At 69.4% G+C, this 16,331-nt stretch carries 7 protein-coding genes and 2 pseudogenes; 5 read left to right on the top strand and 4 right to left on the bottom strand.

Going from position 1 to position 16,331, the window contains the following annotated elements:
- Window positions 1-350: 350 nt before the first annotated feature.
- The 3 genes from ACFUJR_RS36090 to ACFUJR_RS36080 form a co-directional block, all read right to left on the bottom strand.
- Window positions 351-1,445 carry an alpha-hydroxy acid oxidase gene (locus ACFUJR_RS36090; protein ID WP_383176956.1) on the bottom strand — a complete coding sequence of 365 codons (1,095 nt, stop codon included), beginning with the start codon at window positions 1,443-1,445 and terminating at the stop codon, window positions 351-353.
- Window positions 1,446-1,525: 80 nt separating this feature from the next.
- Window positions 1,526-4,726, bottom strand: a complete 3,201-nt coding sequence (locus ACFUJR_RS36085; RefSeq protein ID WP_383176959.1) for an amino acid adenylation domain-containing protein — start codon at window positions 4,724-4,726, stop codon at window positions 1,526-1,528.
- 2 nt (window positions 4,727-4,728) lie between these two features.
- A complete protein-coding gene (locus ACFUJR_RS36080; protein WP_383176962.1) occupies window positions 4,729-5,466 on the bottom strand; it encodes a thioesterase II family protein in 738 nt (245 codons plus the stop codon).
- A 203-nt stretch (window positions 5,467-5,669) separates the two neighbouring features.
- Between ACFUJR_RS36080 and ACFUJR_RS36075 the strand changes: the two genes are divergently transcribed.
- The 5 genes and pseudogenes from ACFUJR_RS36075 to ACFUJR_RS36055 all read left to right on the top strand — a co-directional run bounded on the left by ACFUJR_RS36075 (window position 5,670) and on the right by ACFUJR_RS36055 (window position 8,481).
- Window positions 5,670-6,395 (top strand): tryptophan 7-halogenase, encoded by a 726-nt coding sequence (locus ACFUJR_RS36075; RefSeq protein ID WP_383451159.1) that lies wholly within the window; start codon window positions 5,670-5,672, stop codon window positions 6,393-6,395.
- Window positions 6,341-6,463, top strand: a pseudogene (locus ACFUJR_RS36070) (tryptophan 7-halogenase); the annotation flags it as partial. The gene ACFUJR_RS36075 and the pseudogene ACFUJR_RS36070, both read left to right, overlap by 55 nt.
- 91 nt (window positions 6,464-6,554) lie before the next feature.
- On the top strand, window positions 6,555-7,199 hold the full coding sequence (locus ACFUJR_RS36065) for a tryptophan 7-halogenase (protein WP_383176971.1): 645 nt from the start codon (window positions 6,555-6,557) through the stop codon (window positions 7,197-7,199).
- Between the two features lie 36 nt (window positions 7,200-7,235).
- Window positions 7,236-7,691, top strand: a pseudogene (locus tag ACFUJR_RS36060) (cation:proton antiporter); the annotation flags it as partial.
- A gap of 94 nt (window positions 7,692-7,785) precedes the next feature.
- Window positions 7,786-8,481 (top strand): cation:proton antiporter, encoded by a 696-nt coding sequence (locus ACFUJR_RS36055; protein ID WP_383176965.1) that lies wholly within the window; start codon window positions 7,786-7,788, stop codon window positions 8,479-8,481.
- Window positions 8,482-8,594: 113 nt separating this feature from the next.
- Here ACFUJR_RS36055 and ACFUJR_RS36050 read toward each other — a convergent pair whose 3' ends face one another.
- On the bottom strand, window positions 8,595-16,316 hold the full coding sequence (locus tag ACFUJR_RS36050) for an amino acid adenylation domain-containing protein (protein ID WP_383451156.1): 7,722 nt from the start codon (window positions 16,314-16,316) through the stop codon (window positions 8,595-8,597).
- Window positions 16,317-16,331: the final 15 nt, after the last annotated feature.

The following is a 16,331-nucleotide window of genomic DNA, read 5'->3' as shown; positions in this document are numbered from 1 at the left end:
GCGCGCCCTCACCCTCCATCGAACGCGCCGCCCCGTACGCCTCCTCCCCGAAACGCGCCTCCAACTCCCGCACAAACCCCGCCACGGCCTCCCACCGCAACGACTCCTCCACCAACGCCGACTCACTCAACTGCGGCCACGCCTGACCACCCAGCGCACCCAACGGACCCTCAGCCCACTCCGGAACCTCGATGTCACCCAACCCGGCCACCGGCCTTTCAGCGCAGAAGAGAAGGGTGACACTCATCACGGCCCCCGTTTTCGCTGGCCGTCCGGCGCAGCAAGTTCATACACGCTGCGCCAAGGCAAGGGGTTCGAAAGGAGGGTGACCCTTCCGACCGCGCGACGGCTCAGTGGCCGGTGTCGCGCCGCTGAGACTGCACGACCAGGCGCCGAGCGGCGGCGACGTTCGGGCACCCGGCGATCGCCATCTCTGTTTCCAGTTCCTCCTTCAGCAGATGCAGCACTCTTGCCACCCCGGCTGCCCCGGCGGTGGCCAGTCCCCACAGAACCGGGCGGCCGACCATGACCCCCGAGGCGCCGAGGGCCAGTGCTTTGAGGATGTCGGTCCCGCAGCACACCCCGCCGTCCAGCAGCAGCTCGGCCCGGCCCGCGACGACATCGGCGATATCGGGCAGCGCGTCGATGGCTGCGATCGCCCCTTCGAGTTGGCGGCCTCCGTGATTGGATACGACGAGGGCGTCCACACCAAGATCCACCGCGGTCGCCGCGTCGTCGGGGTGCAGGATTCCTTTGAGTACCAGCGGCAGTTCGGTCTGTTCCCGCAGCCAGGCGACATCCTTCCAACTCAGCGAGGGGTCGAAGACCGCACGTGTGTGCTCAGCCACGGCGGAGGCCCCTGCCCTGCGGTGAGACTGTGAGGGCACTGGCCCGGGCTCGACATCCCGCCCGTGAAGATGGACCGGACGCACCCATGGCGGCACGGCGAAGCCGGACCGCATGTCGGCGATCCGCCGTCCCATCCTGGGAACGTCCACGGTGAGCATCAGCGCGCGGCAGCCCGCCGCCTCGGCCCGGCGTAGCAGTTCCGCAACCAGGCCGCGGTCCTTGAGCCAGTACAGCTGGAACCACAAGGTACCGCCGGTGGCCGCTATGTCCTCGACCGTCTGGCTGCTCAGAGTGCTCACGGTGAAGGGAGCTCCGGTACGCCGTGCGGCAGCGGCTGTGGCGAGTTCGCCATCGGGGTGCAGCGCCCTGTGGTAGGCCATCGGCGCCACCGCGACCGGCAGGGCGGCGGGTGCTCCGAGCAGGGTGCACGCTGTCGTCACGTCGCCCACGTCCACGAGGACGCGAGGTATCAGCCTGGCGTGGTCCAAGGCACTGCGGTTGGCCTGGAGCGTCAGTTCGCGGCCGGCGCCGGAGGCGACGAAGCCCTTGATGTCGTCGGGGAGCCTCTTGGCCGCCTCCGTCTCGATGTCGGCCAAGGTGAGCAGGGTGTCCAGTCGACACTCCGACGAGTCCGCCGGACGGGCGCTCGTCCCACCGTGCACGGGCGTCGGCGGCATCATTCGTCACCGCCAAGCCGTTCGGTCAGCTGTGACACGGTGGAGGCATCCATCAGCACCCGCAGACCGCACTCCACGCCGAGAACGGACTTGATGCGGTTGACGAGCCGCCTGGCGAGCAGGGAATGACCACCCAGGTCGAAGAAGTCGTCGTCCACGCCGACCTCGGGCAGGCCGAGGACTTCGGCGAACAGCCCGCACAGCGCCTCCTCCCGCTCACTGCGGGGCTTGCGCAGGGCGCCGACGGCCGGGCCGGACGGGTCTGGCAGGGCGTCGCGGTCCAGCTTGCCGTTGACGGTGACCGGCAGCCTCTCCAGGATGACCACTTCGTCAGGAACCATGTATGCGGGCAGCAGGTCGAAGAGGGAGCGCCGCAGTTCCCCGCGGTCGAGTCGCAGCGGAACACCTGATGGACCAGCCGCCGGGACGGCGTAGCCGACCAGGCGCTTGTTGCCCGGCTCGTCCTCACGGACCACGACAGCCCCCTGCGCGACACCGGCGCACGCCGCCAAAGCGGCCTCGACCTCCCCCGGCTCCACCCGGAAACCGTGGATCTTGACCTGCTCGTCGAGTCGGCCCAGGAACTCCAGAGTGCCGTCTGCTCGCCAGCGGGCAAGGTCGCAGGTGCGGTACATCCGTTCGCCGGGGGGACCATAGGGGTCGGCAGCGAACCGTTCCGCGGTGATTCCAGGGCGGTGGAGGTAGCCGCGTGCGAGGCCGCCGCCCGCCAGATACAGCTCTCCCACCACACTCGGCGGCGCCGGGCGAAGCGTCGAATCCAGCACGTAGACAAGGGTGTTGTCCTGCGGCCGTCCCAGCGGGACCGGATGGCTCACCTCTTCCGGCCTGCGCCATGCCCCCTCCGTCACACAGAGAGTGGCTTCTGTCGGACCGTACAACGTGCGCACCGTCGTCCGCGGGCACGCCTCGAGCACCCGTCGGACCGCTTCCGGCGGGACGACGTCACCTCCGGTGAGCACCTCGCGCGTCTGCGTGAAGGCGTCGACGAGGTCTTCGGCCAGGATACGGAAGAGCCCGGCCGTGAGGTGGAGGTGGGTGACGCCGTACTCCCTCACCAGTCGATCGAGGCCGGCTGCCCCCACCGGTCCCTCCGGCGCGACGACGACACGGGCCCCACGCAGCAGTGGCACCCAGATCTCGTACACCGAGATGTCAAATGCGTGCGGCGCGTGCATCAGCACGCTGTCGCCGGTGCCCACGTGCCAACCCGAGTGCCTCACCAGCTCGATCAGGCTTCGGTGGGAGACCGCCACGCCCTTCGGGGTACCTGTCGACCCGGAGGTGTACATCACATAGGCCAGTGTCTCCGGCAGGGCGGCGGTGTCCACTCCGCGGGCTGCTTCGCCGATGGAGGCGGAAGGACCGTCGGCCGTGACGGTCAGCACGGTGACACCGATGGCCGCCTGTTCGGCAGCGAGCTCGTGCCCGGCGAAGGCAGCGTCGGTGACGAGGACGGGCGCGCGCGCCTCGTCGAGGACTACTCGCATCCTCTCGACCGGGTTCCCGGTGTGCAGCGGCACATATGTGCCGCCCGCGCGGAGCACCGCCAGGAGCACCGCGATCAGCTCGGCCGACCGCTCCATCAACACGGCGACCGGGGTCTCGGCCGTCACCCCCGCATCAGCCAGGCGCTGTTCGAGCGCTCGTGAACGCGCATCGAGCTCCGCGAACGACCATCGGACGGCCCCCGACTCGACCGCCACCGCTCCCGGGGTCCGCAGGGCCTGGGCGGTGAAGAGGGCAGGCACGGTCGCCGGCTCCGACGGCGCTGTTCGTACGGCGCCGTTCCATTCCACCAGAATCTGGTGCCGCTCCTGCAGGGATAGGATCTCCGGTTGTCCCAGCCGCTGGTCGGGGTCCTCGACCAGGACAGCCAGCAGGTGCTGGAACCGCGTGGCAAGACCCTCCGCCGTACTGCGGTCGAAAAGCTCCGCGTCATAGACGAGATCGCCGGCGATCCCGCCGCAGCCCCCTTCCAGGGAACGCCGTTCGCGCACGTCGAGCGACAGGTCGAAGGGGCGCGCGGATCCCCCGGTCGCCGACTCCACTTCCACGGAAAGACCGGACGCGTCCAAGAGGGCGGGAAGGCTGTCTCGGAGTGTCAGCATCACTTGGAACAGCGGGTCACCGTCCGCCGGGCGAGGAATACCGCAGGCCTCCGCCACGCGAGCCAATGGGAGGGCGTGGTGTGCGCGGGCGCTCAGTTCGGCCCGCCGGCCGCTCTGCACCAGCGCACGGAAAGTCGGGTCACCAGATGTGTCGATACGCAGGACGACGGTGTTCGCGAAGGCGCCGACAACGTCGTGCAGGGCCTGATCGGTACGGCCGGGGAGGCAGGATGCGATGGGGATGTCGGTGCCGGCTCCCAGGCGGGTGAGGAGTCCTTCCAGCACAGAGAGAAGCAGCGCGAACAGGGTGGTGTCGCACTCGTCGCACAGGACGGACAGCCTTCGGTGCAGCTCCGGGTCCACCGTGAGCGGCACGCTCTCGGTGCGTGCGGCGGCGTCGGCGCGGGTCCGCTCAGCCGGCAACTGGAGACGTTCCGGTATTCCGACGAGTTCGGCTGTCCAGTGGATCAGTTGCCGCTGGAGAAGGCTGTCCGGTTCCTCGCCCCGCCCGAGCAGTCGGTGCCGGCGAAGGGCGTAGTCCTGGTACGTGACCGCCAGAGGGGCCCAGTCAGGGGCGCGTCCAGCCGCGCGTGCCGCGTAGGCGGCGGCCACATCACGGGCCAGTGGCGCCATGGACCAGCCGTCCGCCGTCAAGGGGTGCACGACCAGTACGAGCACGTGAGTCTTCGGCTCGTCGGTCTCGAAAAGCGTGGCCGCGAGAGGAGGTCCGCTCGTCAGCGGCAAGGCGCTTCCGGTTGCAGCGGCGAGATGGTGAGTGAGTTCCTCATGCCCGGTTCGAATGACCGGAAGCTGGACGGCCTTCTCGTACGGAGCGAGGATCCGCTGTGTGGGTACGTCCTCGGAGTCCAGGGAGAACACCGCACGAAGCATGTCGTGGCGGGCTGCCACGTCGTCGAGAGCCTTGCCGAGGGCCCGCCGGTCGAGTTCCCCGCGCAGCCGGAGGGTGAGTATGAGCGGGGAAGGCATGTCCCCGGTGCCGTACAGGTCGAAGATCTGCCGCTGTGCTGGGGACAGCGGTATCCGCTCTGGACGGATGGACGTGTTCGGCATGTTCACGCTCCCGGTGCGGGCGGAGTACTGGTGGCAACGCAGGCGGGTCCGGTCAGTTCTTCGAGCTCGGTCGTGACAGCGCGTACGAGTTCTTCCTGGCTCGACACGAGGTAGAAGTGGTCTCCGGGCAGTACGCGCGCGGCGAAGCCCTGGGCCGCCACCTCCTCCCAGCCGCGTACTCCGTCCACACTGACATCGGGGTCGCGGTCGCCCACGTACGCCCGCACCGGGCAGTGCACCGGCCGTGGGGAGGGCGCCCGGTACATCCCGGCGATTCGGAAGTCGGCACGCAGGGCGGGCAGTATCAGTTCACGCAGTTCGGGGTCCTCCAGAACCCCGTAGGCGGTTCCGCCGAGCCTGCGCATCTCGTCCAGGATCGCCTGGTCGCCGCCGGAGTGAACGTCTCTGGGGCTGCGCGTGTGCGGCGCCATGCTGCCGGAGACGAACAGAGCGGCAGGACGGAAGCGCTGCTGATCCTGCAGCCGCAGCGTCACCTCGTAAGCCAGGCAGGCGCCCATGCTGTGGCCGAACAGCGCCAAGGGAATCTCGAGGAAGGGCAGCAGCGCCGCGTGGACCGCGTCGGCGAGCTGGTCCATGGAGCCGATGGCCGGCTCCCGGAAGCGTTGCTGGCGTCCCGGGTAGTGACAGGTCAGTACCTCCACATCGTCGCCGAAGGCACCCTTCCAGGAATGGAAGAAGCTGGCGCTTCCCCCTGCGTGCGGGAGCAGAACCAGCCGCATTCTGGGAGGTTTTCTCGTTCCGGCTGGCCGAAACCAGCCCGCTTCCGAGGTGTGAGTGACAGCCATGTGTCTCTCCGTCCGTCCGCGTGGTGGGGCTCCAAGTCGCCTTGTCCGGCGCTCTTTTGTGCAGGCTACGCGATGCGGGACGGCCCATGGGGCGGTTGAACCAGGTGAGGGGGTGATACGTGCGAGCGGCTGAAGCCATGTTGTGCAAGGCGACTTTCAGCCTCGATACCGGAGACCTCATGGGCGCAATCGCTGAAGAGTTCGATGCCGTTGTGGTCGGTGGCGGGCCAGGCGGATCCGCGTCGGCCGCTCTGATCACCAAACAGGGGCACCGGGTACTGCTGTTGGAGAAGGAAGTCTTCCCCCGCTACCAGATCGGTGAGTCGCTTCTCCCCTCGACCGTTCACGGGATCGGCCGGCTGCTCGGGATCACCGAGGAACTCGAGAAGGCCGGGTTCGTCCGCAAGACCGGGGGCACCTTCCGCTGGGGGACCAACCCCGAGCCGTGGACGTTCGCCTTCTCCGTGTCGCCGCGGATGGCGGGCCCCACCTCCTTCGCCTACGAGGTCGAGCGTATGAAGTTCGACAAGATCCTGTCGGACAACGCCCGTCGTCTCGGTGCCGACGTCCGGGAGAACAGCACGGTCACCGAGGTGCTCAGCGATGACGAACGGGTGGTCGGTGTGCGCTGGACGGACGTCGACGGCAACGTCCGCGAGGCCCGTGCGACGTTCGTGATCGACGCGTCCGGCAACACGTCCCGGATCTCCGGTAGCGGGGGGGGCGCCGCGTCTACTCGGATTTCTTCCGCAACCTGGCCCTCTTCGGCTACTTCGAGGGCGGTAGGCGCCTGCCGGAGCCCGGGTCGGGCAACATCCTGTCCGCCGCGTTCGACAGCGGCTGGTTCTGGTACATCCCGCTGAGCGACACGCTCACCAGCGTAGGCGCCGTGGTGCGGCGTGAGATGGCCTCCAAGGTGCAGGGCGACCCCGAGAAGGCACTGCGCACCCTGATCGCGGAGTGTCCGCTGATCTCCGACTACCTCCGACGCCACGCGTGTCACCGAGGGCCCGTACGGAGAAATCCGCGCCCGAAAGGACTACTCCTACTGCAACACGGCCTTCTGGCGGCCCGGCATGGTCCTCGTCGGAGACGCGGCGTGCTTTGTCGACCCCGTGTTCTCGTCGGGCGTGCACCTGGCGACCTTCAGTGGCCTGCTGGCGGCACGGTCCATCAACACGGTGCTCGCCGGGAAGCTGGACGAGCGCCGCTCCTTCGCCGAGTTCGAGGCGCGCTACCGGGCGGAGTGCGCGGTCTTCTATGAGTTCCTGGTCTCGTTCTACCAGATGCATGTCAGCGAGGACTCCTACTTCTGGCAGGCGAGGAAGGTCACCAGCGCCAACTCGGGAGACCTGCAGGCGTTCGTGGATCTCATCGGCGGCGTATCGTCCGGCGATTCAGCCCTCATGAACGTGGCAGCGGTGGGGGAGCGGTTCCGCACCGCCTCCGCGGAGCTGTCGGCAGCGGTCGATCAAGTGGCCGAGAGCCGGAGCGGCACCATGAAGCCGCTGTTCGACTCCCGGATCGTCGGCGACGTCATGGCCGAAGGGGCACGTATCCAGGCCACCGCCTTCCTGGGCACCGCAGACGACAGGCCGGCGGCCACTGGCACCGGCCTGATCGCGACCGACGACGGCCTGCTCTGGACAGAGTCCGGCGATGTGTGACGGTCCGCCGCCAGGACCACACGGCCGAGACGTGCCATGACAGGACATCAGGCAGCGGAGCTACTGCTCGGCCTGGCGTTGCTGGCGGTCCTGTCCCGGCTCTGTGGCGCACTGGCGGTGCGGCTCGGCCAGCCTGCCGTGGTCGGGGAGATCAGCTGTGGGATCGCGCTGGGTCCCACGCTTTTCGGTGAACGGCTGTCGGAGGCCCTGTTCCTCGGCGATGTCCGCCCGCTGCTGGCGGCACTCGCCGGAGTCGGCGTGGCGCTGTTCATGTTCACCGTGGGCCTGGAGTTCGACAGCGACGTGTTGAGGGGGCGGATGCGCGCCGCGGTCAGCATCTCAGCGTGTTCGGTCGTCGTACCGCTGCTGTGCGGAGCCGGGCTCGCGCTCTATCTGCTGCGCGGTCACCAGGTGCAGCACCGCAGGGGATTCGTCCTGTTCATGGCGGTGGCCATGGCCGTCACCGCTTTCCCGGTCCTGGCCCGCATTCTGCGGGAGCGCGGAATGCACCGCACGGAGATCGGAACCCTGGCCCTGGCCGCAGCCGCGGTCGGCCGACGTACGGGCCTGGTCACTGTTGGCCTTGGTGGTGGCTCTGACCGGCGGTGCCGCCGTCGGCGGCTGGAAGCTGTTGCTCCTCGTCCCCTACGGCCTGACGGTGGCGTTGGTGGTCCGGCCACTGTTCCGCAGGGTGCTCGATCGCTGGGAGGACGGTGAGGGCGGTGGCGGCGTCCTGCCGTGGGTGCTGGCAGGGCTCCTGCTCTCCGGCGGCTTCACGGAGTGGATCGGACTGCACCTCGTCTTCGGCTGCTTCGCGTTCGGCGCCGCGCTGCCCAATGGCCGGTCGGAGCGGTTGCGCCGCGAGCTGCTGGTGCGGATAGAACCCCTCACGACGCAGCTGCTGCTGCCCGTCTACTTCGTTCTGGCCGGTCTCAAGGTCGACCTGTCCGGAGCGGGTACGGCCGGCGTCGCCGAACTCGTGCTCATCACTGTGGTCGCCGTGGCCGCGAAGATGGCCGGCGCTTATGCCGGAGGGCGCGGCGCGAGGCTCGCACCGCGCCCCTCCTCCACGGTTGCCCTGCTCATGAACACCCGCGGACTGACAGAACTGGTGGTTCTCACCGTCGGGCTGGAACTCGGCCTGCTGGATGCCGGCCTGTACTCCCTGATGGTGGCGATGGCGGTCGTCACGACCGCGATGACCGGTCCGCTGCTCAGCCTGCTCGGCCACCACCGGACCCGGGGCCGAGGCCCGGCGGCTCGGCCCGACGCCTCTCTCTGAAGCTATCCCTGGATCGTGCGCACCTGGCGACCGGATCGTGAGAGCTCAGTGGAGAAGGCCGCCCACCCGGTCACCCGTCCAACGCCGCCGTCGTGGGGTCGGGGCTCAGCCGCTCATCGCAGCTCCGTGAAAGCCTTGGCGGGACGCTGCGCGTCCGTCGCGATGGCCTGCAGGATCCGGAGCAGCTGGTCGGCGGCTGCGGTCGCCGTCTTATGGTCCAGGACGTCAGGCCGGTACCCGAGGCGCAGATGGAGTCGCTCGCCCGGCGTCGCCGTCAGGCTCAGCGGGTACGGCGTGGCTTCCAGGCCGTCCGCGTCATCGATCCGCAGACCGCCCGGCAGCTGCCAGACCGTCTGGTCGAAGGGGTAGTTCTCGAAAACCAGGAGGGTGTCGAAGAGCCGTTCGTGTCCCGTCAGGTCCGCCACCTCTCGCTGGCTGAGGAACTCGTGGTCCGCCAGCCGGTACTGCTCGGCTTGGGTGTCACGCAGGATGTCGAGGAGCGGTCTGTCGGGGGTCAGGCGCACTCGTGTCGGCAGCGTGTTCATGAACAGGCCGACCATCGACTCCACACCGGGAAGCTGGGCTGGCCGGGCAGCGCTGGTGGTGCCGAAGACCACGTCCTCGCTGCCCGTCAGGCCGGCCAGCAGCAGGGCCCAGGCCCCGCGGGTGAGGGTGCCGAGGGTCAGACCTGCGGACGCGGCGAGTCGGCGCAGGGCCTCGGTGTCGGCGGCGGACAGCTCGGTCACGAGATCGGCGGGCATGACCTCGACCCGAGCCCCGGCCTGCGGAGCGACGAGCGAAGGAGCCTCGACTCCGTCCATCGCCTGACGCCAGGCGGTCCGGGCCGCGTCACGGTCCTGGTCGGCGAGCCAGTCCAGGTAACGGCGGTACGGGACAGCCGGAGGCAGCTCGGACGCCCGTCCGTCGTACACGGTGAACAGCTCCCGCAGCAGAACGGGCAGCGACCAGCCGTCGGCGATGATGTGGTGGATCGTCAGGATGAGGCTGTGGCGCTCCTCGCCGAGCCGGGCCAGCAGGACCCGAAGCAGCGGCGGCCGATCCGGGGCGAAGCGGGACGTCCGGCTCACTGCCATGAGCCGGGCCAGTTCCCGCTGCTGTTCGCCGGTATCCATATGACTCAGGTCGACGGTCTCCCACGGCAGCGCGGGCACCGGCACGACCATCGCCACCGAGCCGCCCTCAGCGGTTCTGCGGACGAAGGCGGTACGCAGAACAGCGTGCCGTTCGAGTAGTTCGTGCCACGCGCCGCGCAGCGCCTCGTCGTTCAGCGGTCCCGCGATGCCGAGGCGAATGCAGTTGGTGTAGACGTCCGGTGCACCCTCGTCCACGGTGGTGTGGCACAGCATCTCCTCTTGCAGCGGAGACAAGGGAAGGACGTCCTGGGCATCGGGGTGGCCGGCCAGGAGCTCGTCGAGCGAGCTCTGGTCGAGTCGGACCAAGGGGAAGTCGGAGGGGGTGTGCCCGCCGATCCCGGCTTGCCCCAGGGATCCCGCGAGGTTTCGCAGGGCCTGGCACCAGGTGTCGGTCACGGCGCACACCTGCTCCTCGGAAAGGACGCCGCCGGCCCAGAGCATGGTGAGGGAGAGCTCGGGACCGTCGGGTCCGTCGAGGGTGACCACGTTGGCTTCAAGGGCGTGCGCCAGAGCGGCGGCGGGAGGGGCACCGGTGGTGAGACCGCTACGGTCCGCATCCAGTTCCCAGCCGTGGACGGGCTGGGACACGGTCGCGCGGCCAAGGTAGTTGAAGCCGATCTGGGGCCTTGGGGCGGTGGCCAGCAGCGGCGCCGTCTGGGGATTGAGGTGGCGGAGCAGACCGTGGGCGAGTCCGTTGCCGGGGACGGCCCGCAACTGCTCCTTGACCCGCTTCACCGCACGGGCCAGGCTCACCGGGTCGGTCGGGACGGCATCACCCGGGTCGAGCCGAACCGGATGCAGGCTGGTGAACCAGCCCACCGTACGCGAGAGGTCGACGTCCGCCACCGTCTCGTCTCGCCCGTGGCCCTCCAGCTCGAAGAGGAAGCCGTTGTCACGTGGGTGATGCCGCACCAGAGCCGTGGCGAGGGCGGCAAGCAGCACGTCGTTGACCGTGCCGTGGAAGGCTGAGGGCACCGCGCCCAGCAACGGACCCGTGACCTCCGTGGGAAGGACGCGGGTGAGAGTACCGGCGGTGGCTCCCGTGTCCATCGCCGGGTCAAAGGGGCGGCAGCCCAGCAGAGCGTCGGGCTGCCGCGCCGATTCCACCCAGTAGGGGAGCTCTGCCAGCAGCTGCGGGCTGTGGGCACGGTCGTTCAGGTGCTGCGCCCACCGGCGGAAGGAAGTCGGCACGGGTTCGAGCTCCGGCTGCCGGCCTTCCGCCGCTGCCTGCCACGCCTGAATGATGTCCGGCAGCAGGATCCGCCAGGAAACGCCGTCGACGGCCAGGTGATGGACGGCCAGGAAGAGCTGTCCGGGGCGCGCGGATCCGGCGTCGAACCATACGGCTTGCAGCATGATGCCGGACTCGGAGCTGATCCGCTCCCTCGCGCTCAGGGCCTCGGCTGCCCGCACGGCCTCCAGCTCCTCCTGCTCCACGTCGGACACATCCACCCGGCGAACGAGTTCGGAGGCACTCACCGTTCCGGGCGCCGGCGACTCCAGGGCCCAGACCAGACCACCGACGGAGCGGGTCAGCCGCATCCGCAGCGCGTCGTGGTGGTCCATGACGGCTTGTACGGCGGCGACCAGTTCCTCCTCGCCGAGTCCTGCGGGACACGTGAGGAGCACCGTCTGCTGCGCACCGTCGATGAGCCCCGGCTGCTCGCGGAGCCGATGGAGGACCGGGGTGAGCGGCACCTGGCCGACGCCGTCGTCATGGTGAAGGCGGTCGGGAGCAGTTGCGTCCGCCCCGCCCCGCGGTCCTGCGCACAGCGCTGCCAGAGCCGCGACGGTCTGGTGCTCGAAGATGTCCTTCGGCGTGATGTCCAGTCCGGCCTTTCTCGCCCGACTGGCCAACTGGATGGACATGATGCTGTCGCCGCCCAGGCCGAAGAAGTTGTCGTCGACCCCGATGTGGGCCAGGCCCAGAAGCTCCTGGAACAGGGACGTCAGAGTCCTCTCCGTCGAGTCGACGTCGGTGAACACGGCCCCGGCTGTCGTCGTCGGCCGTTGCGGCAGGGGAAGGGCTTTGCGATCCAGCTTTCCGTTGGGGGTGAGGGGAAGGGCATCCAGGGGGAGCAGGGAAGTGGGAACCGAGTACTCGGGAAGTGCACCGGCGAGGTACTCGCGCAGACGGGCGGTGTCGGGGCGGTTCCCCGGGGAGCGGACGAAATAGCCGACGAGCTGCTTCTCGCCGCCCTGGCCGGGGTGGGCGGCGACCGCGCAGTCGGAGATGCCCGGGAACGCGGCCATGACCGACTCGACTTCTCCCAGTTCTATGCGGAACCCCCGGATCTTGACCTGGTCGTCGACTCGTCCGAGGTGTTCGAGCGTTCCGTCGGAGTGCCAGCAGAAGAGGTCTCCGGTGCGGTACATGCGGCTTCCGTCCGGCCCGAACGGGGCCGCGACGAAGCGCTCGGAGGTGAGTGCCGGTTGGCCGAGGTAGCCGCGTGCCAGGCCGTGCCCGGCAAGGTACATCTCGCCGACCACACCCGGGGGCACCGGCTGGAGGTTCCTGTCGAGGATGTGGATGCGCAGGCCGTCGCGGGGTCTGCCCAGCGGAGTGGTCGAGGTGGGCGGGGTGTGCGCGGTGATGGTGTTGGACGTGGCGAACATGGTGATCTCGGTGGGCCCGTATCCGGCCGTGAGCCGTACGCCATCCACTTCCGCCAGGACCGCGCGCACGGCGGATGGCGGGATGGTGTCGCCACCGGTGAAGACCTCCCGCAATCCCGCCAGGCACCCGGGGTCCTCCTCGACGATGGTGCGGAAAAGACCGGCGGTCAGGTGCAGACGGGTCACACCGCGCTCAGCGACGCTTCTCCGGATTTCTGCGGGATCGACTGCCCCGGGCCGGGGAAGCACGACCGCTCCGCCACCCAGGAGGGGCACCCAGATCTCACACGTGGAGGCGTCGAATGCGTGGGGGGCGTGGAAGAGGAAGCGCTCAGGGGTCGAACCGCGCCAGCGCTGGTCCAGGGCCAGACCGAGGACGCCCCGGTGCGTGGTGGCGATGCCCTTGGGCAGGCCCGTGGTCCCCGAGGTGTACATGACGTACGCGGTCTGGTCCGGGGACACGCGGACCGCGAGCCGCGGTGCGGCCGGCTCGTCGGTGACGTCGGTCGGTCCGGGAACGCGCAAGGTGGTGAGCCCCGCGGGCAGCCGGCTGTCGACGTCACGGTCAGTGAGTACGACGCGGCACCCCGTCTGCTGGAGGATCGTCTCGATCCTCGCCCGGGGGCTGCGTTCGTCCAGGGGCACGTAGAAGCCGCCCGCTTTGAGCACTCCGATCATGGCCACGATCAGGTGCGGGGAGCGGTCGAGCAACAGGGCGACTCCTTCCTCCGCCCGCACGCCCAGCCCGGCCAGGTGGTGGGCCACCCGGTTCGAGAGCTGGTCCAATTCGTCGTAGGCCAGTGAACCGCCCTCCCACACCACGGCCTCCGCCTTCGGTGTACGAGCCGCCTGCGCTGCGAACACCTCTGCCAGGCACGCCTTTGGCATGGCGGCCTCGGCGCCGGTCCAGTCGGCGAGCATCCGGTGGCGCTCGGCGTCCGAGAGCACCTCAAGGCGCCCCGTCGGGACGCTCGGGTCCGTCACCGCCGCCGTCAGCAGGCGCACCAGGCGCGATGCCATCTGCTCTGCCGTCCCCCGGTCGAACAGGTCGCTGCTGTACTCCACACTCGCTGCGACGCCGTCGGGCGCTCCGTCGGTGGTGAATCGCTCCGTGATGTGGAAGCTCAGATCGAACTTGGCGACCTCGCCCTGGAGTTCCTGGAACTCTGCATCGAGGCCGGCGAGCCGCAGGGTGTCCTCGCCCGTGGCCGGCGGAGCCGACAGGGCTACCTGGAAGAGGGGGTGGTGTGAGAGGGAACGGGTCACGTTCAGGGCGTCGACCACCCGGTCGAACGGGATGTCCTGGTGAGCGTAAGCCTCCAGCGCCACGTCACGTGCGCGGTCCAGCAACTCCACGAAGTCGGGGTCGCCGCTGGTGTCGGTCCGCAGGACCAATGTGTTCACGAAGAACCCGACCAGACCTTCCAGGGCTTCATCGGTTCGCCCGGCCACGACCGTCCCGAGTGGAATATCGGTGCCCGCGCCGAGCCTGGTCAGCAGGGCTGCCAGGCCTGCCTGCACCGCTATGAAGACGCTTGCCGACCGCGACCGTGCCAGCGCGGCCAGCTGCGCGTGGACCTCGGCTGGTATCTCGAACGGCACGGTTCCGCCGCGGTGCGAGGCCCGGGCGGGGCGTTGCCGGTCGACCGGCAACGCCAGCATGTCAGGAATACCCGCCAGCTCCCGACGCCAGAAGTCGATCTGCTGGGCAGCCAGACTCTCCGGGGCGTCCTCGTCGCCCAGCAGCTTCCGCTGCCACAAGGTGTAGTCCGTGTATTGGACAGGCAACGGCTCCCAGCCAGGTGCACGGCCCGACGTCCTTGCCGCGTACGCCTCCGACAGATCACGCGCCAGGATGGGTATCGACCAGCCGTCGGCGGCGATGTGGTGCACGACCAGGGCCAGCACATGATGGTCCGGGGCGAGCCGGAACATTTCGACGTGCAGGGGGAGTTCCACGGTGAGGTCGAATGGGTGGAGTGCCGCTGCTTCGACGAACTCGGGCAGCTGTCCCGCCGTCGTGGAGCGGACCGGTACGGCCGGGACGGCCTGCTCCGTGTCGAGGACCACCAGGCACGGCTCGTCGCCGTCCAGGCTGACCGTGTCGGGGAAGCGAGAGCGCAACGGAAGGTGGCGCTCCACCAGGTCGGCCAGGGCCGCTCGCAGCGCCTCGACGTTCAGCGCACCGCGCAGCCGCAGCACCGCGGGGATGTTGTAGGTGGAGCTCGGCCCTTCCAGGTTGCTCATGAACCACAGCCGGCGCTGAACGGGTGACAACGGCGCGAGCTCCGGCACCGCGGCGCGCGTCAGTCGCGGCCGGGCCGGACCGTCGCCGTTGAGGCGCTCGGCCAGACCGGCGACCGTGGGCGCCTCATAGATGGTCCGGATCGCCAATTCCACTCCCAGGACGCCGCGGACGCGGTTGGCCAGACGGGTGGCCAGCAGGGAGTGCCCGCCCAGGTCGAAGAAGTCGTCGTCGATCCCGACCGGGTCCAGCCCCAGAATGTCACTGAAGATCGCACACAGGGCCGCCTCGTGAGGGGTGCGCGGGCCCCGCCCGCCACCCCGGCGAGTGAACTCCGGTGCGGGCAGAGCCTTGCGGTCCAACTTCCCGTGCGAGGTGACCGGCAGGTGGGGGAGGGTGACCAGGGCCGCCGGCACCATGTGTACGGGCAGGCGGCCGGAAGCGAATGCGCGCAGATCCTGCTCGCCCGCCGGGGCCGTGGCCTCGGCGGGAACGACATAGCCGACCAGGATCGCGTGACCGGGCCGGTCCTCGCGGAGGACGACCGCCGCGTCGGCGACACTGGGGTGGCCGACAAGGACCGACTCGATCTCGCCGAGTTCGATGCGGAAGCCGTTGACCTTGACCTGGTCGTCGGCCCGTCCCAGGCATTCCAGGGCGCCGTCGGCCCGGCGGCGCGCAAGGTCTCCGGTGCGGTACATGCGGCTGCCGGGGGGCCCGTAGGGGTCGGCGACGAACCGCTCGGCGGTGAGGGCGGAGCGGCCCAGGTAGCCGCGGGCCAGCTGGACTCCGGCCAGATACAGCTCCCCCTCCGCGCCCGGTGGCACCGGGCGCAGCCATGTGTCCAAGACGTAAGCGCGTGTGTTGTGCACCGGACGGCCGATCGGAACAGGGCCTTCGCCATCGGAGGCGCACTTCCAGTAGGTCGTGGCGATCGCGGCCTCGGTCGGGCCGTAGTGGTTGTACAGATCCGTGTCCAAGGTGCTGACGAAGAGGTTCCGCCGTTCCTGGGAGAGCGCCTCCCCTCCCGCGATCACAGCGCGAAGCGAGGTACACCGAGCCGCCTCGGGCTGTTCCAGGAACGCCTGGAGCAGGGACGGCACGAACAGTGTCAGCGTGACGTGCTCGCGCTGGATCAGCCGGGCGAGGTAGGCCGGGTCACGCTGGCCGTCGTGCTGGGCGAGGACCGCGGTGGCGCCGTACAGCAGGGGCCAGAACAGCTCGAAGACGGATGCGTCGAAGCTCGTCGCGGACTGCTGGAGCACCCGGTCGCTTGAGGTCAGACCGTACACCGACTGATGCCATCGCAGCTGGTTGACGATGGCGCCGTGGCTGACCACCACTCCCTTGGGTCGGCCGGTGGTTCCGGAGGTGTAGATGACATAGGCCGGGTGGTCGGGCATGAGTCGGTGCTCGTCGGCGGGGGCGGGGGCGGGGATGTCGGAGTCGGCCGTCTGCGGCTCGTCGAGCACCAGTCGGGCCACTCCGGGCAGTTCCGGGAGTGCGTCGGCCACCTCGGAGAGGGTGAGTACGCACACGGGTGTGGAGTCGGCCAGCATGTGGGCGATGCGGTCGGTGGGGTATGTGGGGTCGATGGGGACGTAGGCGGCGCCGGTCTCGAGTACGGCGCGGGCGGCTATCACCCAGTCCAGGGAGCGGGGCAGTATGAGCGCGACGCGGCGTTCGGGCCCTGCGCCGAGGGCGACCAGCCGTCGGGCCAGGGCGTCGGCTCGTGTCTGTAGTTGTGCGTAGGTGAGTGTGTGGTCTTCGAAGACCACGGCTTGGGCGTCGGGGGTGTGTGCTGCTTGTGCGCGGAGCAGTTCGCGCAGTGTGGC

This window comes from Streptomyces sp. NPDC057271 (genome assembly GCF_042668715.1).
In the GTDB taxonomy this organism is placed as follows: Bacteria; Actinomycetota; Actinomycetes; order Streptomycetales; family Streptomycetaceae; genus Streptomyces.
The sequence above is the reverse complement of the archived record's forward strand: the minus strand, read 5'-3'. Positions and strand labels throughout refer to the sequence as shown.

What these genes read in the sequence shown, in the direction of transcription:
- ACFUJR_RS36085 (WP_383176959.1), bottom strand. Translation starts at nt 4,726, where the DNA reads ATGCCGAACACGTCCATCCGTCCAGAGCGGATACCGCTGTCCCCAGCA.
- ACFUJR_RS36080 (WP_383176962.1), bottom strand. Translation starts at nt 5,466, where the DNA reads ATGCGGCTGGTTCTGCTCCCGCACGCAGGGGGAAGCGCCAGCTTCTTC.
- ACFUJR_RS36075 (WP_383451159.1), top strand. Translation starts at nt 5,670, where the DNA reads ATGTTGTGCAAGGCGACTTTCAGCCTCGATACCGGAGACCTCATGGGC.